Here is a 24,133-nt window from a genome sequence, read left to right as displayed (position 1 = left end):
GTGGTGCACCGTTACATCACAGAGACATTCTACCAGGTTCTGTAGGGGGTTTCTTGCCCCGAGTCCCACGTCCAGGCCGGAGGCTCCGGCATACCTTCGGGACGCGACTCGCGGAGGCGGGGGTGGACCTTCTGGTCATCAAGGATCTGCTCGGCCACGTGACGGTGGCGATGACCCAGATCTACGCCCACGTGGCGCAGCTGCGGCTGCGGGAAGCGGTGAACAGGCTGGCGTAGACCGACGAGAACCTGGAAGAGGAGGTGAAGCGCAATGGGCGTGTCGCTCTTGAGGGGCGAAAACGGAGAGACGAGGGCGTTTGGTGTGCAGGAGCTGCTTGTTGCAAAGGGCCGCCTGGTCTTCACGGAGGACCCGTACAGCCCGAATCCGGACCGTGAGCCGCGGGACCTATGGGACCGGCTACGGATCGGGACCGAACACCGCCTCCTCGACATCCCCGCGGATGCGACGGTGGTGCTCCCGGTGGGCCCATCCGACCCAGCAAACGCCACGAACGTACAGGAGATTGAGGTTATCATGGCGCACGAGCCCATCGTCCGCGTCCGGTTCCGGGGCGAGCGCAATCTCACCATCTTTGAAGACGAGGACACGGGTAAGATCGTCATGGTGGACATTCCCACCTACAAGCGCCCGGAGGACTGACTCCTCCGGGCGCCCTTTTGGGTATGTATCCGGCAGGCGAGGCGACTGGGCAGCCTTACCGAATTAGGTTAGGGAGGGACGACTCGAGCGGAAAGGCCGCCACGGGCGGTGGCAGAAGGTGCCCTACCGGCCCACGGTCGTGGGTCCACGACTTGAGGGAGGGTCAACTACTCCATAACTCGGATCGTCTCCCAGGCGAGGAGCGTATCCACCCCCAGCGCTGCATGGAGCGCGAGACCGTAGCCCTCAAGGTTCGGGGCGAGCCACCCCGCTTTAGCCGTTCCGTATTGGCAACAGCATGTGCACGCACCGCATTTTACCACACCATCGCCAGCGCAGGTGGTCGTATGCCTGGGCAGCAACACAAAGTTGGCCTTGCAGAAGATGCGGAGGGGGCACAAGTTGAGATGAGGGGAGGAACACGATGGCACGGATCGTGAACGAGGCGGTCGAGCTTGGCGAAGCGGGACCGGACGGGCCGCGCCGATTCCGGTGGCGAGGCCGGATCTACCTGGTAGCCGATGTCCTGGAGGTCTGGCGCGAAATGGGAGTCTGGTGGGACGAGGACCCGCCGACCGAACGCACCGTCTACCGTATCGTGCTGGAGCGCGGTGCCGTCGCCGAATTGGAACATCGCCGCCCGGACGGCACGTGGTGCCTGTACAAGTCTGTACGATTAAGGGTCCTTCGGGTGCCGTCCACCAGGCACCCTGGGTGGGTTGGAATCGCGAAGACTACCGCCGCCCCTCCTCCGGATCCAGCCGCTCCCGGACGTAATGGGCCAGGCTTTGCAGGTCCACCAACATGCGCCCCTCCTCGTTGCGCTCGGCCTGGAGACGCCCCTGGCGGATCCACCGCCACACGCTGAAGACCGAGCGGCCAATCAGGTGGGCTGCCTCCTCCACGGTGACGTGCCTGCGCCCTTGCCCGAGCACATCAAGCACGGCCTTTAAGGTAGCCCTTGAAAACCAGCGGGAGACGGGCTCTTCCGGCTCGACCGTGGCCTCCGCCCGGAGCACGTCGCCGAGCCACCACAGGCGCATGGCCGGCCGCTGGCCTTCCTCCGCCTCGCCCACCGGCACCGGCTGTGGAATCGCCGCCTCCCGCAACAGCTTTGTGAGCCGCCGCTGCGATGCGATCTGCAACCGTTCCATCACGACCCGCGACGGCAGCAAGCCCAGCCAGAGGAAAAGCGGCACGCCGTTGAGCGTATCCGCTGGCGGCAACGGCCCCAGGCCCGCAGCCGACCATTGCCGGGCCAGCCAATCCGGCAACCGGTCCGACCCGGGGGGGATGATCCACTCCAGCCGCTCCCACGACCCGAGCGGGCCTCCGTCCTCCCCGGCACCGGGCTGCTCGCGCACCCACGCCAGCCCGATTTCACTTGGGCGGGAAAGCCAGAGCCCCGGATACAGCAGCACGTCAAGCAAGTAATCTTCCGGGCCGGGCCGGACCGCGACGAGTCGCACATCCGTCCCCGCTTGCCGGTACAAGCCGCAACCGCGCCTGTGGTCCATGCGGCGACCTCCGCTTCCCTGCGCACTACGATGTCGCTATGCCGCGAGCACCCGTTCGGCTGCCATCATGGCGAGGGCGTACAGAAAAGCCAGGGCCGTGGGCCAGGGCACGATCCACCGCCGCGCAAAACACAGGCCCGTGATCCCGACGGCGCCAATCGACCACAGCACCGCCCGGCGCAAGATCTCGCTCGATGGGTCGACCGTGCCGGTGTAGACCGCCTGGATGAGGGCCAGCATGGACGGCGTGCCAAACACCGTCGCCCACATCACCGGCAGGCCGAGCCAAGGGATCGTGTTCCGGACCTTGGCGTCGACGAACAGCATCTTGTTGTCCACCGACAGCAGTTCCGCTACGATCGTCAGGGCCAGGAGTTGGAAAGCCGACATGGTGGTGAACCAGCCCTCTAGCCCCACCCCTGCCATCCAGCGCGTCACAAATTCACCGGGCGTCAAAAGTTGTTGTACAAGGTGCATCATACGCCTTCCCCGGCCTCCTTTCCTCGACGGCTGCAGTCCTGGTTTATCGTACCAGGTCCTGCCACGCCACTTCTACCGTCCCATAAAAAACAAACACCCCGCGGGGTTCGCCCCGCGAGGTGCCCACCCCCCTCCTGAACCTGAGTGCCTGCACTAAACTAACTACCCAGGAGCACGAGGGTGACGACGACAAGAACTGCCATGACCATGATTCCGGCTCGTTGCAGGGCCGGCCGTGCCTGCTCGAGCCAGGCTGCAGCGGTGCGATGGTCGCCCCGGCTCACGGCCAGGGCCAGGAGTAGCGCCCCATCCGATGGGGCCCGCCCCAGGACCATGGGCAACGCATTGGCACCCCCAAATGCGGCGTGAATCCACGCCGCATTGCCATCGCCAGACCACGCTAACCCAACGGCGACCAGGGCATTGGCCAGCGGCCCAGCGGCCGCAGCCAGAGCCCGGACGGTCCATGGGGTACGGATTCGGATGGCCTCGGGCACGTACACACCCGGGCCGGCCGGAGTGATCACCAACCGGGCTGGCGCCTTTCCGAGGAGGTGCCACACGAGCCAGTGGCCCAGCTCGTGGACGATCACGGCCGTGACGACCGCTCCGACGAGCGGGACGAGCGGCATGTTCCTCGCCTCCTTCAAAGGGGAAAAAGAAAAAGCGCCGCCCATCAGGACGGCACCCGATCGAGGTGCTCGGAAGGCCCGTGGAGGGCCTTCGCAGAAGACTTCACGTGGGATAGGGGAATTCTTCGCGGTGGGCGACAAAACTCCTTTTCGCTAGGCACTGAAGCGATGTTACTGGCAGCGGACGGTGGCCATGGTTTGCAGGACGAAGTGGTCGCGGAACAGGCCCCCGGGGCCAATCGGCCGGTACTGGCGAAAGTCGCCCCGCACCCGGACCGCCTTTTGCCCCCCTTGCGTCACGACATCGACCGCAAGCCCCGTATTCTCGACCCCGATGGCGTCCCATCCCGTGTGGTTTGCATTGAGGCTCCACACCGTCAGCGCCGCCGCTTCGGCTTTTTGCGGATCGATGTCGACGGTGCACACCGAGGTACCTGTCGGCGTCACGCTATACGAAATCGTTGCACCATACGCTGCACCGGCGGTGGCCGCAGCATCGAGCATCATCCGGATACGGCTGTTGGCCAGCTCGCCCGCGTTGATCGCGGTAAAGACGTAAAGGGCCGTCGCCATCATCATGAGCAGAACGAGCGAAAAGGCGGTGATGGAGCCTTGCTCGTTCCTTAGCGCTCGTCGAAGGCGACCAGCGTGGTCGACACAAGCCAGTGATCGGGGTTGGGCGCGGAGCCGACTACCCGAGGGAGCCACGGCGCCACCGCCTCCTGCAGGTAATTCACGGTCACTTCCACGTAAGGCAGGCCGCTGTTGCTATAGCACCGGACGGTGAGGTACGTCTTGCCGGGATAGCCCGGCACCGCCGCACCCGCCGCGCCCCAGGACGGGGTGGTGGTCTTGAGGGCCTTTTGAATGATGGGATCGACGGTACGGCTCCAGACGGTATCGGCCGACGGGCAACCGGGCGATACCGAAACGTCGCGTACCGCCTCCCGAGCGGCCTCCGTCACAACGGTCTTCGCCGACATCACCATGCCAAAGTCCAGGGTCATCATGGCCACGTAGAGCAACAGCGGAATCCAGATCAAAGCTTCCACGGTTATGCTGCCGCGTTCCCGACGACGGTTGCGGCGAACTCTACCCATCGTCTCACCCCCTTGGGCGGGAGCGGCGGGGAACCGTCTTCCCCGCCGCTCCCACCGACCGCCGATCCGATCCACGAGGGTGTTGCTCTTATTGGGCTGCATCAATTGCCGTCTTGGCCCGATTGCCAAGGTTCGACATGGCCGGCTTGATGACGCCGTTGAAGATGGCGTAACCGGCGGCCACCATGACGAGGGTCACGATCAGATACTCCGCAAACCCGGCTGCCCGCTCGTCACGGATCACCGTGCGGAGCCCGTTCCTGGCTACGGTGAGCAGCTGCTTGAACATCGCTCCCATCCCCCTCACCCCCTTCCGCGCAAAACAAAAAAGCGTTCCCCCACAGGAGAACGCTCTCTCTGCCCCTTCGCTTGGTGAGTTTTCCAAGACACTATATACCACAGCAGTGGTGCGATCGCAAGGCGCTAGAACGAACCCATCGCACCAAAGTTCCCGGCGAACATCGAAAACATGAGCACGAGAATGGGGGCCGCCGCGGCCAAAAGCACCCATATCATCTTCCCCTTCAAGCCGGCGATGCGCTCCTTCTGGGTTTGCAGGTAGATGTTCCGGTACATCTCGGCCTGCTCGCCCATTGCTCGCGCCAGGCCTTCGCCGCCGCTCCGCTGGGCCTCGACCATGGCATCGACAAGGTGCTTGAGATCCTCGCCACCGATGCGTTTCGCCATATCGTGGAGCGCCTCCGGGGCTGGAACGCCGTTGCGAATCGCCTCGACGGCCTGGCCCAGCTCCGTGCCGAGCGGCGCCGGGATGGACGCGGCCGCCCGCTCCAGCGCGGCCGCCAGGGGCAATCCTACCGCCGTGATGCTGGCCACGACGTCCGCAAGATCGGGGATCTGGCGCTGCAAGAGGGCCTGGCGGCGGGCAATTTTTGTGTGGAGGTATTTGTCGATCCCTTTCATCCCGCCCAGGGTCACGGCGGCGCCGGCCACCATCAGGCGCATGTCGTGGGCGACCACGCCGATCAGGACGATTGCCGCCCCGGCACCCATGGCCATCTGCCGCACCAGCTCCCATTCGCGCACGCCCCAGCCAAAGGGTGCCCCGGCCTGGGCGACAAGCTCCGCCAGTTTTTCGTCCTCCGACCCTTCGTCCTGCTCAGAGCGGCCGCGGCGGGCCAGCTTTTGGACCATCGCGATGATGAGCGGCCCCAGGCTTCGGACAGTCGGTGGTGCCACTCGTTCCGGACGGGCTCCGTAAAGCGCTTGATGGAGGGCCTTGGTACGCTCGACAGGTAAGAGGAGCAATCCCGCTCCGGCCGTCACGAACGCAAGGCCGGCAAGCACGGCCAGTACCAGGGGCACGGGTCTTCCCTCCTTTTTGTGCTCTACTCCTGGCCCATCGAAAGGATCGACTCGACCCATAGCAGCACGGCAAAGGGGGTTGCCAGCGCAATGATGGCGCCGGTGGTGTTGCTCATCGCACGCAGGATGTCCGATGCCATGAAGATCCGGCCGGCCACCAGCATCACCGCAAAGATTCCGAGTACCATGCGCAGCTCGTTGCGAGCCTCGGCGGTTTGGGCCCGAACCTCCTTGGCCATCTCCAGGCGCCGGCGGATGGTCCCGCCGATGCGCTGCAGGTTGTCCCGTACCCGGCCGCCCGAGGCCTCGGCAATCTCGAAGACGGTGGCCAGCATCGTTGTTTCTGGACTGGGCACGGCCTCGGCGAGCTTTCGCATCGGCCGCCCGACCCGGCTCGTTTCTGCCACTTCGGTGAGGATAGGGTCCATGATTGACGCCAGCGGCTCCGGCAAGTCACCCCGCAACGACGCGACCGCCTGTACCAGCGACTTGGCCGTGAGCTGCTGCTCGATCCGCATGAGCATGACCCCAATCTGGGAGAGCAGCTTTTCTCGCTGGGCCCGTTTGGCCTGGCGTTCACGCAGTGCGACAAAGCCCGCTGCCGTCAGCAGCGCGGCCACAACAGCCGCCACGGGGTTGTGGGTCAGCCACCACAGGATAGGCAAGAGGATCGCCGCCAGACCCGACGTGGACCCGACAAGGCGGCCCAGCACTTCCTGCGACTGCGAGAGCAGGGCCATCGGGTCCCTTTGGCGCTCCCCCCCTCGCGCCGGGCGGGCGCCCGGATCGTGCAGCGCCCGTTCAAGCGACCGCTCCCGGGCTTGCACCATGATCCCAACGCCCACCAGGGCAATGGCAGCCGCGAAGAGGACGGCCGCCGTGGCGGGCCCGATCGGGAGGCTCACCCTTGCTCCCCTCCTTTTGTTACCCAGTCCGGCAACCGCACGCCGTGGAGCTGGCACTTCTCGATCAGCCGTCGGGGGATGTGGCCGGTCGGCTCCCAGTGGCCCTGGATCTTGCCGTGGACTTCCCCATCCTCCACAAAGCGGACAACCGGCTTGGCGACGGCCAAGGGACTTCCGTCGGGCGCTTGTTCCTCGCCGATCTCGGCCACTTCGACGACCTTGCGTGAACCGTCGCGCAGGCGCTTGATCTGGACAATGGCGTCGATGGCGCTTGCGATCTGCTGCCGAATCGCGGCGTACGGTAGGTCCATGCCGGCCATCAGAACGAGGCTTTCCATGCGCTTGATACAGTCGGCGGCCGAGTTCGCGTGGATCGTTCCCATCGTCCCGTCGTGGCCCGTGTTCATCGCCTGGAGAAGGTCAAAGGCCTCTCCCGCCCGGACCTCACCGACCACGACCCGGTCGGGCCGCATCCGCAGCGAGTTTCGCACCAGTTCCCGGATCGTGATCTCACCGCGGCCCTCGATGTTCGCCGGCCGGGCCTCCATCGCCACCCAGTGCCACTGCCGGATCTGCAGCTCCCGGCTGTCCTCGATGGTGATGATCCGTTCGTGGTCAGGGATGAATTCTGAAAGGATGTTAAGCATCGTGGTCTTCCCCGACCCCGTGCCGCCCGAGACAAGAATGTTCGCCCGCCCCACCACAAGTTGCTTGAGCAGGTCGGCCAGGGCCTCGTCGAGCGACCCGAAGGCGATCAGGCGCTCAAGGGAGAGCTGCGCCCGGAATTTCCGGATCGTCAGTTCGGGGCCTGTGGGGCACACCACTTTCAAGCTGGCGTGCACCCGCGAACCGTCGGGCAGCCGTGCATCGAGAAGCGGCTGAGCTTCGTTGATCTCCCGCCCGCAGAACCGGGCGATGCGTGCAATGACGTCCACCAGGTGTTGCTCGTTTCGGAAGGTCACAGGCGCCAGGGTCGTCTTCCCGCCCACCTCGATGGCGACCTTTTCCGGGCCGACCACCATGATCTCCGTCACTTCGGGGTCGGCCAGGAGGGGGTCCAGAACGGAAAACCCGTAGACCTCCGAAAACACATGCTGGATCGCCTGGTCCATCCCCAGGCCCCCGAGGACGGTGGGGCCCTGTTCCCGGACGTAGGCGGCCAGCGTCTCGCGAACCAACCGCAACAGCACGTCGCGGTATTCGTGCGTGTTCGACGTGGGATCGACCCCGAGGTTCTGTGTTTCGGCCCGCACCGCATCGCGAAGGCGCTCGCGCAAGTCCTGCAGCACGGCCTCCGTCATGCCCGGCTGGCGGGGTTGCGATGGCGAACGGCCCGGACCGCCCGGCAAGGCCGGGCCATGACCGTTCATTGACGCGGACGGGAGTGCGACGGGGCGCAGGCGGATGGCCGGCTGGCGCGGGGTCACACCTTACGACCTCCTTCCAAACAGGGCAAAGCGCCGGCGGCGAGCCGGGGCGGGATCGGCGTCCACCGAAGCCGGCCCCGACGAGCGGGCGCCTTCGATGTTGGCGGCAAGCTCCTGAATCTTCTTGGCGAGATCCGAGCGCGGCATGTCGACGACGGCGAGACCCCGCGACTGCTCCAACTGGGCCAGGCGCGGGTCGCGGGCAATGACGCAGCCCATTGCCAGCCCCATCTTCCCGGCGATCTCCGCCGGATCCCACGGCACCGTCCGCTCCATCATGTTGACAATGAGCCGGGCCTTATGACGCACGTTCTGCGGGGCAACTTGGTTGAGTCGGGACCGCACCCGGACGATGGCATCGATGGATGGGGTTGTGACAAGCAAGATGTCATCGGCGTGGCGTAGCGCCACCCGGGCTCCGGCATGGGTGAGCTCCGGTTCGGTCCCGCAGTCTGCGATGACAAAGCGCCAATAGCGCAGCAGCGTCGTCAGGACGGTCTCATAAAGCCCCTCATCGAGGAAGCGCGGGCTACCGTCCTCCCCCATCCCCATCTCGGCGATGCTGTTGGCCGCCGGCAGATAGTGGACGCCCGAGGGGTGCTCCATCGTCAGCGCCCGGGCGTCGGCCCAGCTGATGAGCTGTCCCTGCACCAGCTGCCAGTCATTGATGGTCTGCCGTCGGACGCCCGCATTCTGAGCACCCATGATCGTACCGATCGACCCGGGCGGCGAATCGAGGTCAACGAGGGCCACGGTCGAGCCGAGCTGGCGAAGGGCAACGGCCAGGTTGGCCGCGACGGTCGACTTGCCGACCCCGCCCTTGTGGCTGTAGACGGCGATCAGGCGCCCTCCGACCGGACGCACCGTCCCATTCAGGCTCACGCCCGGCGCCGCTTGGGAAGGGCCCGCGGCGGGTTCGGGCAAGCGGTGGCGGCTTGCCAGGGCGGCCTCAATACTCGACAAAAGCTCCTGTGGATCGCCAATGGGGATGCGCAACAAGTTATGGCACCCCGCCGCGCGAACCGCCCGCCAGGTGGCCAGATCGTACCGGCCCGGCGTGGTGGCCAAAATGGCCGGCCCGCCGTCGCGTGTCAGTTCCGCAACGGTGTCGCCAATGGGGCCGTCGAGCTCCCACGCCGAAAGGACCACGTCGGGGATGTAGGTCTTGGTCCGTTCAAGGAGCGCCGCTTTCGAGTCGGCCGTGGCGACAACTGCACAGCCGCAGTCCTTGAGCAGGCGCTGCAGCTCGTCGCGAACGGACGGGTCGGTGTCGGCAACAAGCACCCGAATCGGCAAATGGCTCATGAGCTGAGGGTCCCTCCAGTCTGTGGCGTCTCCGGCGATGGCGCTTGGTTGTTCGGCGACGGCCCGGCCTCGGGGGCCGGCGCTGCGGCTTCGCCCCCTGCGTTGCTAGGCATGGAGGGCGCGGCCGGCGGAACCGACGGCTCCGGAGCCGGTGCGCTACTTGACAAGCCTCCCCCCGCCGTCAAGGAGTCCTGGTTCGGAAGCACCGCCAGCAACCGACCGGCCACCATGTGGCGAGCAATGGTCTCGGCCTGATCGCGGGAGACTTCCAGTACGAGGATCACCGTGGTATCCGGCTTGACCTCCTCGTCGTTCTTCGGCGGAGTCGTGGCGCCGCCGGTAACGCCGCCCACCAGCCCTCCCCCCGAGGCCGCTTGCGTCGTGGCGTCGGGTGGCGGCGCCGGCGGCTCCGGTGTGGTCAGGGGCGGCGGGCCGAGACGCTCCAGCACCCGAATGGCCTCGCCGATGCGGGTGACCGTGACCGTGCTGTTCTGCTCGGCCATGAGCCCGTACAACATGATCCGGTCGCCGGCCGACGGGAGCAGCCCGCCAGACTGGACTTGCAAGGGGACGGTCATGGCCACCATGTTAGTCCCGAGGACCTCTTCGATGGGGCTTTTGGCCTGCTCTTTGGGCAGCAGCAGCGACTCTCGCAAGATCGTCCCCTCGGGGATCCAACCCCGGGCGGCTTTCCCCTCGATGGCATCCCATGACCGGATGGCATCCTCGGGGACCGCCTCGGCCGGCACGTACGCGACCCCCAGCAGGCCCTTCGTGATCGGTGTGCCCGCCTCGACGGGCCGGTTCAGCTGTAACACGGCGACGGTCGCCTGCAGGTTGCTCGCGTACACGTACAAGGACACACCCGCCGCGATGGCCAGGACGAGCGAGAGCCCAAACAGGACGGTGCTGATCTTAAGGCGCGGCATGTTCGGTTAGCCCCCTATTGCGGCCTGCGCCGCCCGATCGGTCTTTCGCCCTGACTGGCCGGTCAGGGCCTGAATGAGCGGTTCCCATGCGGCGGGCGCGACAAGGCCCATCGGTGTGCCCCCGGCCAGGGCTTGCATGGCGGACGTGGGATCGCTCGGGACGACCCCGGCCCAGACCGTTGCGGGTGCGCCCAAGGCCTCCCGGACGAGGTCGACTGGGACACCGCCTGCCTGATCCCGCCACGCCATGCCGGCGGCCAGCACGCGGACCATCTGCACCCCGAGCTCGGCAGCGAGGAGTTCCACCAGCCGCGTATTGGCCTCGACCGTGATGGGGTCGTTGCTTGTCATCACCACGATCCGGTCCGCCTCGACCGCAGCGGCCCGGAAGGCCGTATCCCATGGGCTTGGGCCGACGTCCAGGACGATCGCATCAAACTCCTGGGTCAGCCGGCGCAGCCCCGCCCTGAGATCGTCCACCTGGCAGGTGTAACCATTGGGCGCGGCAATGACGGTCACGCCCCAGCGGGACGGCAAGTCCTTGGGTACATAGCCCGTGCAGATCGCCTCCCAGCCCGGTCCTGCAGCGACGGACTCTAGGCCGAAATGTGCCCCCAGCGTCGGCATCTCCCAGTGCAGGTCACCGGCCGCCACCCGCAAGCCCTGGCCGGCCAGTAGCGCCGCGATCGACGCAGCCGCCGTCGTCCGGCCGACCCCTCCCTTGTAGCCGGCCACGACGTAGATCCGGCCGCTCCCCCGCTGTCCGTAGGGCGACGCGGGCCGCACGCCCTCTGTCGTGCCGGCGACACTCGCCTCCTTGGTGGCCTGCCTCCCGGCCGGGTGCGCGGGCCGGTTCCCCACTTTCGGAGAGTCGTCTGAGGCCGGAGCGGCATCCGCTGGTTCCTGCCGGCGCGACGGCGGGGGCACGGGCTTCCGCCCTGCCGCATCCTGTGCCGGCGCAGGTGATGCCGAAGCCTTCTGAGCAAGCTTGCGAATAGCCACGATGCGGCCCTTCCCCGGAGCGGACACGCCCGCCGGTCCAGTCCCGTTCGCGGCCGCAGGCTCGCGCCGGATCCCTTCGGCCGGTGCCTGCTTGAGGCTCTCTGCATACGCCGGATCGATCAAGGCAAGGACCGCCGGATCGGTCGGGCGGAAGCGCTGCGTCATCAGCCGGACGAGATCCTCGATGCCGATTCGCTCTTTGCCGGCTGCCGTGGCGATGTTGTACACGCCGCGGCTGGCCAGCCAGTTGTACAGCTCGGCACCGGCCGGCTGCTGGGAGATGACCGCCAGCAGTCGGCGTTCGGGGTCTGCGGATGCCCACTGGTGGACAAGGTCCCGCGCAAACTCGCGAAACCCGTAACCTGGTTGGCCGGGCGTCCAGTCGGCGACGAGGACCACATCACAGCCCATGTCGACGATCCGCGCGACGACGTCCGGCGAGATGTCGGGCTCGACCTCGTCAAGCGTGAGACCGTGCTCCGCCAGGCGCATGCGCAATGACGACGTCATTGTGCTGAGCGATGGCCAGACAATCACCACACGGCGCATCCTTCGGCCCTCCCCCCTATGCCTCCGTTGCATAAGAAATGGCGCCATGGGGATCGACAGGATCCCGCATGGCGCCCCTCAAAGGCCGCTTTCGCTTGTCGTCGACGTCTCGGATGATTTTACCGCATCCGCCCGGCCCCTGGCTAGCCGTTCGTGTCCCCAAGCTCGGAGCCGTAACGGGCCAGGACCAGCATTCGCATCTCCATACGCACCATCGCCTCGGACAGCACCGTCCCGACTCGCCCGGTCAGGCGCCGCCGGGCTTCCTCCTCCAGAGCCTGGCGTTCCGCCTCCGGCAGGACTGCAAGAAGCGCCTCCGCCCGCTGGGCCTGGATCCGCTTCGCTTGGACGGCCTCGCTAGCCGCCGCGGCCTCGCGCCGTGCCTTGAGGACTTCCAGCTGCGCCCGCCGGGCGGCCTGGCGATGACGGCGAACCGGCCCCGGTTCGTACCGCCCTTCCAGGGCCTTGAGGTAGTAGGCCAGCGGCCGCTCAAGACCTCCCCGATCAAGGCGCCAGGCCAGGGTACGCAGCTGCCGAAGGCAGTCGACGAGACCGTAGCGAGCGAGCAGCTGGCGGGCTTGCTCGGGCGGAATCGGCTGCCGGGTGACGGCCTCGTAGGCTTTGCAAAGGGTGTGAACATCGTCGTCGTCGCGTCGCGATGGCGTCCGCCGGCTGCTTCGTTGTTGCACCGGAGTTTCTTGAGCGACGACGACGTTGTTTTTTATCGTCAACGTCTTTTTGTTTTTCTTTGTTCCTGACTGGGAACAGGGAATTCCCTGTTCCTGACCAGGAACAGCGGGCGCTTCGGTTCCCTGTTCCTGTCCAGGAACAGCGACCGTGTTTCCCTGTTCCTGACCGGGAACGGGGAACGGTGTTCCCTGTTCCTCCTCGGGAACAGGGAAAGGGGCCTGGGCGGAATACGGGATGCCGAGGCGCTGGGCAACGGCGGGCGACCACCAGGAGGGCAAGAGCGCCGGAGGGATGGGTCGGGGCAGGCGGCCTTCCCGCACGGCGGCCTCAAAGGCCTCCGGGGGCAGCGGGTCGTTCACGTAGTACGTGTACTTCAGAGCCTGGGTGAGGTTGCCGCCCCGGCCCCGAACGGGAATCCTCTCGATCTGGATCTCCAGCAGCCCCCAGGCCACAAGCCGCAGCTCCAGCTCTTTGAGCTTGTCGGCGCCGATGCCCCCGGCATGCTTGAGGTAGCGTTTGGTGGGATAGGCGCGGTCTGCGTAGGGGTCGCCGGGTCGCCGACTGACGAGCCGCAGAAGCAGGGTGTAATAGCCCACGCCTAAAAAGCCGCCGATGTGGGGCATGTAGAGGTCGAGGAGCTCGTGGTAGACCGCGGCAAAGCCCCCCCGGCGCTGGGGGCCTGGGCGGTAGACGATGCGAGAGACCGGCTCGCCCATACCCAACCCTCCTTTGGGCAACAAAAACCTTGACCCGCTGGAGGGCTGGCTTTAAAATAACACCTGGAATCCAGCGCACCCTCCAGAGGGCACTGCCCCCGATCTGCGGCCACAGATCGGGGTTTCTTTTTTCCCTGCCTGCATAAAAAACCGCCGCAAGCGTTGCTGGCGGCGGAAGGATTCCACTCCTTCGCGTCGAAGAGAACTCGCGAAGGCGGTCGCCCCGTCCGACCGCCACGCCACCGGGGCCGTGCGGCAACACGGCCCTTTTTCTTTTCCGGCGGCGCCACTGAATTGCTAACTTTTCCCTGGCTTCTGCTCTTAGGCGGCCTTTCGCCCTCCTCCCCCGTTTTCCTGCTTCGAGGCGCCACGATTCGACGTCCCAATTCGGCGGCCCCGGGGACCCGTTCGTGCGCGGTTTGCGTTCCGGTGCGCTAAAAGCAGGGTTTCGGCGCGATCCTGCGAACTCCTGCCACGAAGTGCCACATTGCCAAAACGGCTTGAGGAGGGGTGCGGATGCCATCGGCGGACCTGCCGCCGGAGCGGCCGTGGACGACGGCGGACGTGGCGCGGTTTTTCGGCCTGAGCCGGCGGACGGTGGAGGCGTGGATCCAATCGGGCCAGATGCAGCAGCAAGGGATCCGACCGTGGCGGCTGCCGAACGGGGATTGGCGCTTTGACCCCCGGGAAGTGCGCCATGCCGTGCGCGTCTGGCAGACCAGCACGGGGGGCCCGCTGGCCGACGAGATCCGGCGCTTTAGCCGTCCGGGAGGGCCGCGCCGCCTGGCGATTGCCAACAACAAAGGCGGCGTCGGCAAGACGACGGTGGCCGTGAACCTGGCCGCTGCCCTAGTTGAGGAGCTGGGCGCCCAGGTGCTCGTCATCGACGCCGACCCCCAGGGGAACGCCACGCGGCACTTCGGCTTTGGCCGGAGCCCCCGGCGCCGCCCGTACCGGGCGACCCTGGCGGAGATCTGGGAGTTGCCCGACATCCCCCACCCCCGGCCGCTGGCCGACATCGTCGTGCAGGCGAGGGAGCGGATTTGGCTGGCCCCAGCCGACGACCGGCTCTTGGTGGTCGAGCATGCGCTTATTGCGACGGCCCTACAGCTGGCCAGCGCTCCCGTCCTGCCCGACCCGGAGCACATCAAGCGGCGGATCGGGACGTTCTTCCTTACCCTCCCCCAGCAGGTGTGGGCCATTTCGCAGGCCATGGACCTGGACTGGATCATCTTCGATCTGCCGCCCGTGATCGGGCCGCTGACCATCGCCGGGCTGGCATCGGCGTCAGCGTACCTTGTGCCCGTCGAACCGGAGGAGTTTGCCGTCTACGGGATCCACGTGTTTGAGGACCTGGTGGACGACGCCCTGGGCTACATCGGGAAGCGGATCGACCCGCTGGGGTATCTGCTGAACCACCCCAAGCGGGATGCCACCGTGCGGCGGGAGTTTGCAAGCCTCGTCCGGGAAGCGAAGGGCGACCGGGTCTTTGAGGTCGAGCTGCCCGAATCCGCCGCCTTCCCGGAGGCCGCGGCACTGGGACAGACCGTCTTTGACTACGCGGTGGAGGGCGGCGGCAAGCGGGCGGGGAAAGTGGCCGAGGTGTTCCGGGCCCTGGCCGTGGAGGTGGACCGCCGCTTTGCCGCCCTGGAGCGGGCGGCGTTCCCGGAGGTGGAGGCCGGTGGCCAGGGATAAGCGGCGGCGCTTTCGCGCCATGGCGGACTACGGTTGGGAGGACGCGGCCTCGCGCCTTGCGCCCGTCCCAGATGCGGTGCTGCTCGAATGGGTGCGAGGCCAGGGGCTCCCGGCCCGCAACCGCGACGAAGCCATCGCGGCCATCGTCTTCGACCTGGGCAACCGGGTCGACGAGGTCCTGGCGGCATGGCAAGCCGCGGACCCTGCGGCTGCCTGCCCCCCAGCGACCGCTGCGGTGGAAGCGATCGGCAGTGGGAGTCGTGGCGCTCCGGAGGCGGCCCTTCCCCCAGTCCCCGAGGGCGCGGCCTCCGGCGGGCCCGGCATGCCGGACGCGATGACAGGTCAGCCAACAGGGCCAATAACAGGACAGATGGCGGGCCCGATGACAGGTGTGGCAACAGGGCACGAGACAGGGCAACCGACGGGGCGAGAGACAGGGCAGACAACAGGGCGGACGACGGGGCAAGGGACGGGTTCTGAGACAGGGCCTGTGACAGGCTCGGGGACGGGGCAGACGACAGGGCACAAGACAGGGCACGCGACAGGCGGGATGACAGGGCGAGTGACGGGCCACCCGACAGGGGGGGTGGCGGGGCGGACGACAGGTCAAGAGACAGGGAAAACGACAGGTCCGGCCATGACGGAGGGTCGGGCGCCGACCGAATCGACCGAGCACGACGGCGGGGCGCCAGCCGAGGAAGGGCTGTCGCGCCCGCAGGATAGGGCCCCTTCCCCACCTGGGGCGCCGGCGGACGCCCGCGAAGGCTCTGAGGGAGGGGCTGAATCGTCTTCTGTGAGCACAACGGAAATGACAGGTTCACAGACAGGGCACGCGGCAGGTCCGATGACGGGGCACCCGACAGGGCATGTAACGGGTACGACGGCGGGTGCATTGACGGGGTCGGCAACAGGGCAACCGACGGGGCAAGCGACAGGGCGTGCGACAGGGCAGCAGACAGGGCACATGACGGGGCTCGAGACCGGGCAAAAGGCAGGGCAGATGACGGGCAGTCAGACAGGGGGGATGATTGGGCATCAGAAAGGGCAGTTGACAGGGCGTATGGCAGGGCAGGCCGCCGCCGTGGCGCCCCCGAGTTTGACAGGGCAAATGACAGGGCAGATGGCAGGGCAAGGGACAGGGTGGAGCGCAGGCCGGTCCGGTCCGGACAGCGGGAGGGAAGATGACAGCCTGGCCGTGGGCCGGCGGTCCCCTGCCGGGAGGCGGCGCCGGCGCGGAAGCATGCCGGGGGACCTGGCGGGGCTTCTGCTTCGGGAAAACGGACGGGTTCGGGTCGCTCTGCCCGGGGGGTGGGAGGCGGAGCTGCCGGAACGCGGTGCGGTAAGGACGGTGCCGGCTGCGGCCTACGGGGAAGAGGGCTGGCCGGAGGGCCTTGCGGGGTGGCTTGAGGGGCGATTGGCGGTGTGGGCCGCCCACGAGCCGGGCATGCGCACCCCCCGGGTGCGAAGGCAGACCCTGTATCTGCGCGCTCCGGATCTCGAACTCCTTGAGCAACTGCAGGCCGAAACCGGGCTTGCGGCCTATAAGCTCGTGTGCATCGGGCTTGAGGTGGTGGCCTGGCATGCTGCCCAGGGTCTGGGGGTTCCCGAACGGCCTGCGGCGCCCGCGACTCGCAAGCGCCTGGGGCGCGGGCTGATCCGCCTGGCCGTGCCGGAACAGCCCGCTGTCCGGAAGGTCGTGTACGACCTGCCTCGCCCGGCGGCGGCGCTGCTGCACGCCCTTGCGATGGTCACCGAAAACGACGTCTCGGCCTGTGCGAGCACGGCGGTGAACACGCTCGGCGCCCTTATCCTCTAACGGCCACGGACGGAGGGACGGAGAATGGAGCGGCGAAGCCTGGGCCGCGGGCTGCTGGATCTTTTGGGGACCCCAGAAGGCGGGACCACGGTCGTCCAGGTCCGTCTCGACCGGATTCGCCCGAATCCCTATCAGCCCCGGCGCACCTTCCCGGCGGAATCGATCGAGGCCCTGGCCGCCTCGATCCGCGAACACGGCCTCCTTCAGCCGCTGGTGGTGACGCCCGATGGCGGCGGCTACGTGCTGGTGGCGGGCGAGCGGCGTTATCGGGCGGCCGAGCAGGCCGGCCTGGAGACGGTGCCGTGTGTCGTGCGGCCACCGATGGACCCAGCGCGCCTGGCCCTGTTCGCCCTCGTCGAAAACCTCCAGCGCGAAGACTTGAACCCCATCGAAGAGGCGGAGGGCTACGCCCGGTTGCAAAGCGAGCACGGCCTGACCCAAGAGGCGATTGCCCGGGCGGTGGGGAAGAGCCGGGCCCGAATCGCCAACCTCCTGCGTCTCCTCCAACTGCCCGAGCCGGTCCGGGCGATGGTGGCCGCCGGCCAGCTCAGTACGGGCCATGCCCTGGCCCTTCTTGGGATCGCGGATGACCCTCAGGCGATCGAAGCACTGGCGCAAGAGGCGGTCGCGCGGGGCGCCACCGTCCGCCAGGTCGAGGCGGCGGTCCGGCGCCGGCGGCAGCGGAAAGAGCGGGGGGGCCCGCATACCCGCCGAGATGAGGCCGAGCCGTCCGATGCCGCCAAGCTGGTCCAACGGATCCGTGCCGCGGCGGCGGCAACCGGCGTGCGGGCAGCACTCGAAAGGACCAAGACCGGTTGGCGCCTTACGGTGGAATCCGACCAGCCAGAGGCCCTCGCCCCTTGGGTCCCAAAGCCGATCGATGGCAAAGAACCAGCCGGCACCTCGATCTAGGCGCCGGCTGGTTCTTTTCACCCGCTAGTCCGTCCAGGGATTGTCGGACTCGTCGGCGAAGCCGGATTCCAGCTGGCTGAACAGCGTGTCGAGGACGGGATTGGGTTGGGGCACGGACGGTTGGTCGCTGTCGGCGGGCCGGGGCGGATCGCTGTCCTTCGCCAGGTGGTGCGATTCCGCCCTGGAGGGCGGCTCGCCAGGGGGCGCCACCGGGGTGTCCACCGGCGGGGAGCCGAGGACGCAGGCCCGCAAAATGCGGCGAACTTCTTCGGCGCGCCGCCTCTTGGGCAGGCCATCCCACCACGCGATGACGGCGTCGTCGAGTCCCCGATAGAGCCGCACTTTGATCTCGACCATCGCAGAGCGCTGACTACGCAACGCTCAGGCCCCTCCTCGCGGCAAGCTGCCGCGCCAGCCGGTAAAACCCGCGGGTGTTGGCCTGCTGCGGGTCCTCCGCCAGCGTAACGGTGGCGAGGGGGAAGGCACTTTCAACCGCCCGAACCAGGACGTGGCCGAGCAACGCCGAGCCCCCGCCGGCCAGCAGAATGATGTCCGGCTGCTGGCTGCCGCCCAGATGGCTTTCCAGGCGCTGGGCCATCGTATGCGCCGCATCGGTCTTGATACGGTCAACGATCCGGCGCAGCTGTGCCGCTTCCGGACGGTCCTGCCGCAGGCCGGGGAGGAGATATTCGCGGAGGGCCGGCTCCAACTCGTGCAGGTGCATCTGCGCCGGCTGCAACCGCCGGAAGGTCGGATCGGCCTGCAGATCGCGCTGCAGGCGGTGCACGAGATTGCGCACGCCGCCAGGGATGTTCGCGCTGGCGCGGCTATCGACGTCGCCGCCCGGGCGCAGCACTAGCAAGTCCGTCGTGCCAAACCCGATGTCGAGTACGGCGACCCGCGCCTTGAGCAAATCGGGCTCGCGAACGGCGCCTCCTTCGTCAAGAAGCGTCGCGGCAAAGGCACCCATCGGCTGCGGGACCACAAGGGTGGCTGCGACCTCGACGACGCTCGAACGCAGCGTTTCCCCGCTCGCGGGATCGACGAATGTTAGGGTGTGACGGGCGGTGAGGCGATCCTGCAAGCTTGCCCGCTCATGGCGGTAGACCGTCAGCGGCAAACCGGTGACGACGACGAGGCTTCCGGCCCGGCTTGGCCCCAGCGCCAGGCCCAGGGCCGCACTCATAAGCACTGCGAAGTCGACATCCTGCACCCGGTCCACGATTTGTGCGGCCGTCCGAATCGTCGACGCATCGCACTCGGCCAGAGCGAGCTCGCCAATAAAGTGCAAGCCGTGCTCGGTACGCACGGCCAGGCGCCGCAGCGAGACTTCCCTCAACCCGGCACCCGCCCCGTCGACGACGATCAGGTCGCGGTTCGGATCGCCGATCACGGTCGGGTAGACGAGCGGTGCGCCCGCGGCCGAGGAGAGAATCTTCGTCCACCCGTACCCGATGTCGATTCCAGCTACGTACCGGTGCATCCAATGCACCCCTCCTTCACCCCAGGTGATGGGTAGCACAAGTCTGGTTCAAGTATCCAGCATACCTGCATGGCTGCGCCAGCGCCGTCCGCCCCTGTAGAAACGCGCCAGACGCTGTCTCGGCGGGCTAGAAGCGGCATTCCGCAGCCATTGGGGATTTCAACGGCCCTTGAAGTCCCCATTGACCCCTCACCGCCGGCACCTACAGAAGATTGGGCCTTTCAAGGGCCCTTCAAGGGCCCTTCAAGGGGGCATCGGCGAGGTGGTCGAAGGCCTTGGGCCCTTCAAGGGCCCTCCAAGGGCCCTTCACGGCCCCAACCGAAGGGGGCGACGGCGACACGGGGTGCGTCCGTTCCAGGTGCGGCACGACTGTCAATCGCCAAAAAACTTTGTGCTGCAAGGGTTTTTTCGTGTTCGCTGGCACGGCGAAATGCGACGTTTGCACGTTCCGCCTCGGACGGTGAAAATAGGGTAAAAAACCGTGCCAACAATGGCACGGTTTTCAGGACCAAAAAACGTTGGTGGTAGAAGGCTTGCTCCAGATTCGTTGGCACGCGTGCTATAGGATCGTTCACGGTGGTGAGGTCCGAGTTGTTTCGCACGTTCGAGCCGGTCCCCCAAGCCGTCACGGCGGAAGACACCGCAGCCGCCCTCGTCGCTGCGGATCGCATGGGCCAGTTCCGTTCGGGGGATCTTCGCGAGGTCTTGCGGAGTGTCGGCATGGCTCGGAGTGACCGGTGGGTGCGGAAGGCCATCGCCCAAATGGCAAGGGACGGCCTGGTTCGGCGGACGGCTCGGGACCGGTTCGCCTGGTGGGCGATCACCGCACAGGGCGAGGCGTGGGCGGCCAAAGTCTGGACCGGCCCGGCCCTGAGCGGCTGGGGGTACCGGCCGCGGCAGCCGTCCCGCCACCGCGCCTTGCTGAACGAGCTCTTTGCGGCGGTGGCGGAGACGCTGGACGGCGCACCGGTGCTTGGCCTGTGGCGGTCCCACGGGCGGGCGACGGTGGGAACGTATGACGTCAGTTACGATCCCGATGCCCGGGTGGACCTGGATGGGCTTTCCGTGTGGGTCGAGGTGGACAGAGGAACGGTCCGGCCGAGCCAGCTCAAGTCGAAGCTCAGTCGGCTTCGGGAGGTCCTGGCCTTCCGGGATTTCGGCCGGAACCGGTCCATTCGCGTGCTGTGGGTGCTGGAGCGGCCGAGCCCCACCCGGTTTGCACAGCTGAACGTGCTCTTTGCTGAGTGGCTCGACGAGTGGCTCTGCACGGCGCCGGCGGGCCTGACCGGGGAACGGGCCGGGGCCGGACCGGCCCTATCGATCTGGGTCGGCGCGCAAGAAGCCTGCCTGGAGCGGCTGCGCGCCGAGTGGCACTTTTGGGCGGGCCGGCCCGGGGCGGCCCGGCCCCATGAAGAGGCCGCACAGCGGATCACTCAGACCCTCCAGCAGGCGGGCTATGCGGGGGCAACGGTCCAGTGGGTCGAACCGCCCGGTGCGTGGCGGATGCCGCTTGTTCGGCCCGGACCGGGGCGGCCCGGTCTTCTGGTGCTCGATGCCCGGCACGAAGGGGGACTTTTGGCCTGGGCCGGGCGGGCCGAAGCGTGGGCGGCGGCTCTGCCGGGTGGGCGGATCTACCCGGTGTTCTGGCTGGCCGGGGAAGAGGCTGCCGATCTTTTGGCCGGACGGCGCGTCTTGTGGACGACATCCGCGCTCTTTGCCACGGATGGCGGCCTTCGCCTTGCGCCGCGGAAGGCAGGGGCAGCCGCTTCGGTAGCCGGTTGGGAACGGATTGCCGGGCCGGTTCGGCCCGGCCCGGGCCCGGGCACCCGCCCGGCACGGACGGCCCGGCGGGCCCGGTGAGGGGCTACGGGCCGGACAGGGGAGGGGGAGCGGTGCGGGTGGCCATTGTAGGCACGCGGAAACCGGCGCCGCCGACGCGGGCGGCGGCCGCCTGGGCGGCGAAGGCGGCGGTGGCGGCCGGCTATGAGGTGGTCACCGGCGGGGCGGAGGGCGTCGATGCGGCCGCCGTCGCCGCTGTGCAGCAGCACGCCGTGGTCGTCGTGCCGTGGCGGGGTTTTGGGTCGTGCGAGGGGCTGGCAGGGCGGGTGGTCGTCTATGATCCTCGGCGGCAGCCTGAGTGGACCGCATCCGTGGACCGGCTCCACCCTGCACCCGAGCGCCTGGGTTCTTGGGCCCGGCGGCTCTTGGCCCGGGATTACGGCCTGGTGGACATGGCGCGGGCGGTCATCGCCTTCCCGCGGCGGGGTGGGCGCGGCGGGACGTGGCAGGCCATCCGGGCGGCCCATGCGCTCGGCCGGCCGGTGCTGGTCCTCCCCGATCCGGTCGACTTTGGCGATGCACAGGCGGCCGTGGCGACGTTTCTGGAAAGCCTGCGAGGGCCCGGGCAGGGCTGGCGCGGCTGAAGCCTGCGCCAGCCTATGCTCCGGGGATGCCGGAACGTGCCTGTCTGGGTGATGGGGGAAGGAGGAGGGCCGGTGGTTCACTGGGAGGATGGGCGGCTGGCCGTCGTCTACAGCGAGGAGCAGGGCGGGACGTGGGTGCCGGTGGAGCTTCCGCGGCTTTGGGGGCCGGGACGGCTATCCGGTCAGGCCCTGGTCGGCCCGGACCGGGTTGCGCGGGTCGTCCTGGAGGGGCCGGTGCCGGTCGCCGAGGCGGAGGAGATCGAGGATTGGGAGTGGCAGGTAATTCCGCCCGGGGTACCGTTGCCAGGCGGGATCGTCGGTCGCTGGTTGCTCGATGACGGGCGGCAGGTGGTGCTGCGCTATCCGGGCGTCGACGCGCCCGTTGAGGGGGCGCGCTACCTGCCGGCGTCCTGGACGGCGGCGACTGCGATGGCACTGGCGGGGCCGGACGTGATGATGCCGTGCTGGGACTGGACCAGCTGGGCGCTGTTCTTTGGCCACAACATGGCCCCGGAGACGGCGGCGCGGCATTTTGCCCGCCAGCTCCGGCTGCAGCGCGAGATCCCGGAGGCGGCGGAGGCCGCTGGCGGCGCGATCTTGCGGCAGCGGGTCGACGTGGTCCGCCTGTTCGATGAGCTCGGCGATGCGGCGCGGCTACATCCGGCGGCGGCGCTGGGCCTGGCGATGGGCCGGGGGGCCCTAGCGGCGTTTGAAGGACCGTACTGGACCTGGCTTGTGGCGCCGGAGGTTGGCGGCGGTCCGCTGGCCTTGATGGTCTCCCTGCACTCGGCCGAGCCGTGGCGGCCCGATGCGCCTGTCGACTACGCGCTGGCGACTCTGTGGGCCGGGCGGACCTTCGCCGGATCCGGGGCGCTGTGGGCGCCGTACCTGTTGGGTGCCGGGCATGCCGCGGCGGCGGCCGGCATCATCGAAGAGCAGCTTGAGCGGGAGGGTATCGTGCCGGTCGAAACGGAACGGCTTGGGGGGATCTGGCCGGTGCAGGTCCGGCGCCGCGGGACCGATCTGGTGCTTTGCCCGCCGCGGGAAGCGCGGTGGGCGCAGTGAGGCCGCCGCTGCGCGTGCGAGCGGGCGCTTGGTACCGGGCCGATCCGGCCGTGCGCGATCTGGCGTGGCGGCTCAAGCGGCCCGATCCCGCCGCATTGCGCACCGTGGCCGATGTGCTGGCACGGGCGGGGCGATCGACCGCCCGGGGCTTCTGGTGCCGGTGCCGGACCGGTGGGGTGATCCGTCGGCCAATGCGGCCTTATGCCAGGCGATCGCGCAGCGTACAGGGCTGGTCGTGGCCCCGCTGCTTACGCGCTCTCACGCCGTTGCGTCAAGCCGTGAATCCCGGTTGGCAGGCCGGGGCTCCGTTCCGCCGGAATCGCAGGCCATTGTCCTGTGCGCCGGCGGGGACGCCATCCTGGCAAGGTACCGCACCGTTTGGCTCGTGGACAACGTCGTCGTAACCGGCACGACACTCCGTGCGGCCGCGCAGGCGCTCGGCCACGGCCTGAACGTATAGGGCCTGGTCTGGGCCCACGACCGGTGGTCTGTCAGACGGTCGGGCGTGCCGTAGCACAAGACCAGAAGGATTTGCCAGGTCTTTGCCGAAACGTTGCGACGTCGGTGCGAGCGCACCTGCAACCGGCCCCCGTTGGGGGGCGGGGCCTGTGAAAGCGGGCCCCCGGAAAGCCGGCCGCAGCAAGCGGCGGCGTTCCGCAGGGCAGGGGCGCTTTTGCTTTTGCAGAAAGGGGGCGTGCACCTTGGAGGCAATCGGTGCCACCGAACTGGCTCTGCAGAGCAATCTGACGTACTGGTGGCCCCGGACCGCCCACGTGAACGTGCCGAAGCCGCGGACCGTCATCGTGGCCGATTGCGGGCGGGCCCTTCGGGAGGCGGTCACGAAGGACCGGCCCCTTCCTCCGGCCCTTCGCGCCGAGCTGGAGGCCGCTGCCGCAAGTATCGGCTATCCCGTTTTCATGCGGACCGACGCCGCAGCGGCGAAGCATTCGTGGCGGCAGACCTGCTTCGTCGAATGCCGCGAGGACCTTGTGCCCAACCTCTTTCGCCTCGTCGAGGAAAACCTGCTCGCGGACATTCTCGGGCTGCCCTTCACGGCCGTGGTGTTCCGCGAGGTGCTGCCGCTCGATGCGCGGTTTGTCGCCTTCCACGGCCGGCTGCCGATTGCGCCTGAGCGGCGGTACTTTGTCCGGGACGGTCGCGTGGAGACCCACTATCCCTACTGGCCCGAGGCCGCCATCCGTCCTTGCCAGGAGACACCCGCCAACTGGCGGGAACGCCTGCGGGCGATCAACCAGGAAACGCCCGAAGAAGTCGCGTTGCTGACGACGTACGCCGAGCGAATCGGTGCCGCCCTGCCAGGTTACTGGAGCGTCGACTTTGCCCGTACCAAGGCCGGGACTTGGTACTGGATCGACGCCGCGCGGGGCGAACTCAGCTGGCGACCCGATGGCCAGCACGATCCGGACGCGGCTTCCAGCACCGGTACGTTCGACTGGCTTGTTCCGGTCAAGTAGGCCGCGGTGACAGCCGGCGGGCGGCGCCC

24 protein-coding genes and 1 pseudogene are annotated in these 24,133 nt (G+C 67.9%); 10 read left to right on the top strand and 15 right to left on the bottom strand.

From position 1 onward, the window contains the following. The first annotated feature begins 53 nt into the window (after positions 1–53). The 3 genes and pseudogenes from ACYQ02_RS01510 to ACYQ02_RS01500 all read left to right on the top strand — a co-directional run. Positions 54–236: a tyrosine-type recombinase/integrase gene (locus tag ACYQ02_RS01510; RefSeq protein WP_460038672.1), complete on the top strand. Its 183-nt coding sequence runs from the start codon at positions 54–56 to the stop codon at positions 234–236. Between the two features lie 34 nt (positions 237–270). Then, positions 271–660 (top strand): hypothetical protein, encoded by a 390-nt coding sequence (locus tag ACYQ02_RS01505; protein ID WP_460038671.1) that lies wholly within the window; start codon positions 271–273, stop codon positions 658–660. A gap of 424 nt (positions 661–1,084) precedes the next feature. Continuing rightward, a pseudogene (locus tag ACYQ02_RS01500) lies at positions 1,085–1,315 on the top strand (DUF6504 family protein); the annotation flags it as partial. Between the two features lie 79 nt (positions 1,316–1,394). On the opposite strand, the gene ACYQ02_RS01495 reads toward ACYQ02_RS01500, so the two are convergent. From ACYQ02_RS01495 to ACYQ02_RS01435, 13 genes are all read right to left on the bottom strand, one after another. Beyond that, a complete protein-coding gene (locus ACYQ02_RS01495) occupies positions 1,395–2,177 on the bottom strand; it encodes a helix-turn-helix domain-containing protein (RefSeq protein WP_460038670.1) in 783 nt (260 codons plus the stop codon). Between the two features lie 36 nt (positions 2,178–2,213). Continuing rightward, a complete protein-coding gene (locus tag ACYQ02_RS01490; protein ID WP_460038669.1) occupies positions 2,214–2,657 on the bottom strand; it encodes a hypothetical protein in 444 nt (147 codons plus the stop codon). 158 nt (positions 2,658–2,815) lie between these two features. Continuing rightward, positions 2,816–2,998, bottom strand: coding sequence for a hypothetical protein (locus ACYQ02_RS01485; RefSeq protein WP_460038668.1), 183 nt, complete (start codon positions 2,996–2,998; stop codon positions 2,816–2,818). Positions 2,999–3,460: 462 nt separating this feature from the next. After that, positions 3,461–3,868 carry a hypothetical protein gene (locus ACYQ02_RS01480; protein ID WP_460038667.1) on the bottom strand — a complete coding sequence of 136 codons (408 nt, stop codon included), beginning with the start codon at positions 3,866–3,868 and terminating at the stop codon, positions 3,461–3,463. A gap of 44 nt (positions 3,869–3,912) precedes the next feature. Next, a complete protein-coding gene (locus ACYQ02_RS01475; RefSeq protein ID WP_460038666.1) occupies positions 3,913–4,389 on the bottom strand; it encodes a TadE family protein in 477 nt (158 codons plus the stop codon). Positions 4,390–4,477: 88 nt separating this feature from the next. Next, on the bottom strand, positions 4,478–4,678 hold the full coding sequence (locus ACYQ02_RS01470; protein ID WP_460038665.1) for a hypothetical protein: 201 nt from the start codon (positions 4,676–4,678) through the stop codon (positions 4,478–4,480). Between the two features lie 134 nt (positions 4,679–4,812). Then, positions 4,813–5,712, bottom strand: a complete 900-nt coding sequence (locus ACYQ02_RS01465; RefSeq protein ID WP_460038664.1) for a type II secretion system F family protein — start codon at positions 5,710–5,712, stop codon at positions 4,813–4,815. A gap of 23 nt (positions 5,713–5,735) precedes the next feature. After that, the gene (locus ACYQ02_RS01460; RefSeq protein WP_460038663.1) at positions 5,736–6,617 is read right to left on the bottom strand and encodes a type II secretion system F family protein; all 882 of its coding nucleotides are present in this window, start codon (positions 6,615–6,617) and stop codon (positions 5,736–5,738) included. Next, entirely contained in the window at positions 6,614–8,044 is a 1,431-nt protein-coding gene (locus ACYQ02_RS01455; protein ID WP_460038662.1) for a TadA family conjugal transfer-associated ATPase, read from the bottom strand. Before ACYQ02_RS01455 ends, ACYQ02_RS01460 begins: the two co-directional genes overlap by 4 nt. Before the next feature lie 3 nt (positions 8,045–8,047). Further along, the gene (locus tag ACYQ02_RS01450) at positions 8,048–9,349 is read right to left on the bottom strand and encodes a P-loop NTPase (RefSeq protein WP_460038661.1); all 1,302 of its coding nucleotides are present in this window, start codon (positions 9,347–9,349) and stop codon (positions 8,048–8,050) included. Continuing rightward, positions 9,346–10,278: a Flp pilus assembly protein CpaB gene (gene cpaB / locus ACYQ02_RS01445; RefSeq protein WP_460038660.1), complete on the bottom strand. Its 933-nt coding sequence runs from the start codon at positions 10,276–10,278 to the stop codon at positions 9,346–9,348. Before cpaB ends, ACYQ02_RS01450 begins: the two co-directional genes overlap by 4 nt. Before the next feature lie 6 nt (positions 10,279–10,284). Further along, on the bottom strand, positions 10,285–11,829 hold the full coding sequence (locus ACYQ02_RS01440; protein ID WP_460038659.1) for a nucleotide-binding protein: 1,545 nt from the start codon (positions 11,827–11,829) through the stop codon (positions 10,285–10,287). Between the two features lie 143 nt (positions 11,830–11,972). After that, entirely contained in the window at positions 11,973–13,235 is a 1,263-nt protein-coding gene (locus ACYQ02_RS01435) for a hypothetical protein (protein ID WP_460038658.1), read from the bottom strand. A 516-nt stretch (positions 13,236–13,751) separates the two neighbouring features. On the opposite strand from ACYQ02_RS01435, the gene ACYQ02_RS01430 reads away from it, so the two are divergent. The 3 genes from ACYQ02_RS01430 to ACYQ02_RS01420 all read left to right on the top strand — a co-directional run bounded on the left by ACYQ02_RS01430 (position 13,752) and on the right by ACYQ02_RS01420 (position 17,658). Then, entirely contained in the window at positions 13,752–14,930 is a 1,179-nt protein-coding gene (locus ACYQ02_RS01430) for a ParA family protein (protein WP_460038657.1), read from the top strand. A 1,414-nt stretch (positions 14,931–16,344) separates the two neighbouring features. Then, positions 16,345–16,746: a hypothetical protein gene (locus ACYQ02_RS01425; protein WP_460038656.1), complete on the top strand. Its 402-nt coding sequence runs from the start codon at positions 16,345–16,347 to the stop codon at positions 16,744–16,746. A gap of 24 nt (positions 16,747–16,770) precedes the next feature. Then, positions 16,771–17,658, top strand: coding sequence for a ParB/RepB/Spo0J family partition protein (locus ACYQ02_RS01420; protein WP_460038655.1), 888 nt, complete (start codon positions 16,771–16,773; stop codon positions 17,656–17,658). 24 nt (positions 17,659–17,682) lie between these two features. Here ACYQ02_RS01420 and ACYQ02_RS01415 read toward each other — a convergent pair whose 3' ends face one another. Then, positions 17,683–18,036 carry a hypothetical protein gene (locus ACYQ02_RS01415; RefSeq protein ID WP_460038654.1) on the bottom strand — a complete coding sequence of 118 codons (354 nt, stop codon included), beginning with the start codon at positions 18,034–18,036 and terminating at the stop codon, positions 17,683–17,685. Continuing rightward, on the bottom strand, positions 18,029–19,141 hold the full coding sequence (locus tag ACYQ02_RS01410; protein ID WP_460038653.1) for a ParM/StbA family protein: 1,113 nt from the start codon (positions 19,139–19,141) through the stop codon (positions 18,029–18,031). Before ACYQ02_RS01410 ends, ACYQ02_RS01415 begins: the two co-directional genes overlap by 8 nt. A gap of 669 nt (positions 19,142–19,810) precedes the next feature. Between ACYQ02_RS01410 and ACYQ02_RS01405 the strand changes: the two genes are divergently transcribed. From ACYQ02_RS01405 to ACYQ02_RS01390, 4 genes are all read left to right on the top strand, one after another. Next, the gene (locus tag ACYQ02_RS01405; protein WP_460038735.1) at positions 19,811–21,001 is read left to right on the top strand and encodes a replication-relaxation family protein; all 1,191 of its coding nucleotides are present in this window, start codon (positions 19,811–19,813) and stop codon (positions 20,999–21,001) included. 32 nt (positions 21,002–21,033) lie between these two features. Continuing rightward, positions 21,034–21,564, top strand: a complete 531-nt coding sequence (locus ACYQ02_RS01400; RefSeq protein ID WP_460038652.1) for a DNA-processing protein DprA — start codon at positions 21,034–21,036, stop codon at positions 21,562–21,564. 72 nt (positions 21,565–21,636) lie between these two features. Continuing rightward, a complete protein-coding gene (locus ACYQ02_RS01395) occupies positions 21,637–22,629 on the top strand; it encodes a hypothetical protein (protein ID WP_460038651.1) in 993 nt (330 codons plus the stop codon). A gap of 701 nt (positions 22,630–23,330) precedes the next feature. Then, positions 23,331–24,104 (top strand): ATP-grasp domain-containing protein, encoded by a 774-nt coding sequence (locus ACYQ02_RS01390; protein ID WP_460038650.1) that lies wholly within the window; start codon positions 23,331–23,333, stop codon positions 24,102–24,104. Positions 24,105–24,133: the final 29 nt, after the last annotated feature.

The organism is Thermaerobacter litoralis, assembly GCF_054654595.1.
Note: the sequence above shows the minus strand (reverse complement) of the source record. Positions and strands in the feature narration are given on the sequence as shown.

What these genes read in the sequence shown, in the direction of transcription:
- ACYQ02_RS01480 (WP_460038667.1), bottom strand. Translation starts at nt 3,868, where the DNA reads ATGATGATGGCGACGGCCCTTTACGTCTTTACCGCGATCAACGCGGGC.
- ACYQ02_RS01435 (WP_460038658.1), bottom strand. Translation starts at nt 13,235, where the DNA reads ATGGGCGAGCCGGTCTCTCGCATCGTCTACCGCCCAGGCCCCCAGCGC.
- ACYQ02_RS01450 (WP_460038661.1), bottom strand. Translation starts at nt 9,349, where the DNA reads ATGAGCCATTTGCCGATTCGGGTGCTTGTTGCCGACACCGACCCGTCC.
- ACYQ02_RS01490 (WP_460038669.1), bottom strand. Translation starts at nt 2,657, where the DNA reads ATGATGCACCTTGTACAACAACTTTTGACGCCCGGTGAATTTGTGACG.
- ACYQ02_RS01440 (WP_460038659.1), bottom strand. Translation starts at nt 11,829, where the DNA reads ATGCGCCGTGTGGTGATTGTCTGGCCATCGCTCAGCACAATGACGTCG.
- ACYQ02_RS01495 (WP_460038670.1), bottom strand. Translation starts at nt 2,177, where the DNA reads ATGGACCACAGGCGCGGTTGCGGCTTGTACCGGCAAGCGGGGACGGAT.
- ACYQ02_RS01475 (WP_460038666.1), bottom strand. Translation starts at nt 4,389, where the DNA reads ATGGGTAGAGTTCGCCGCAACCGTCGTCGGGAACGCGGCAGCATAACC.
- ACYQ02_RS01420 (WP_460038655.1), top strand. Translation starts at nt 16,771, where the DNA reads ATGGAGCGGCGAAGCCTGGGCCGCGGGCTGCTGGATCTTTTGGGGACC.
- ACYQ02_RS01470 (WP_460038665.1), bottom strand. Translation starts at nt 4,678, where the DNA reads ATGTTCAAGCAGCTGCTCACCGTAGCCAGGAACGGGCTCCGCACGGTG.
- cpaB (WP_460038660.1), bottom strand. Translation starts at nt 10,278, where the DNA reads ATGCCGCGCCTTAAGATCAGCACCGTCCTGTTTGGGCTCTCGCTCGTC.
- ACYQ02_RS01430 (WP_460038657.1), top strand. Translation starts at nt 13,752, where the DNA reads ATGCCATCGGCGGACCTGCCGCCGGAGCGGCCGTGGACGACGGCGGAC.
- ACYQ02_RS01410 (WP_460038653.1), bottom strand. Translation starts at nt 19,141, where the DNA reads ATGCACCGGTACGTAGCTGGAATCGACATCGGGTACGGGTGGACGAAG.
- ACYQ02_RS01505 (WP_460038671.1), top strand. Translation starts at nt 271, where the DNA reads ATGGGCGTGTCGCTCTTGAGGGGCGAAAACGGAGAGACGAGGGCGTTT.
- ACYQ02_RS01405 (WP_460038735.1), top strand. Translation starts at nt 19,811, where the DNA reads ATGGGCCAGTTCCGTTCGGGGGATCTTCGCGAGGTCTTGCGGAGTGTC.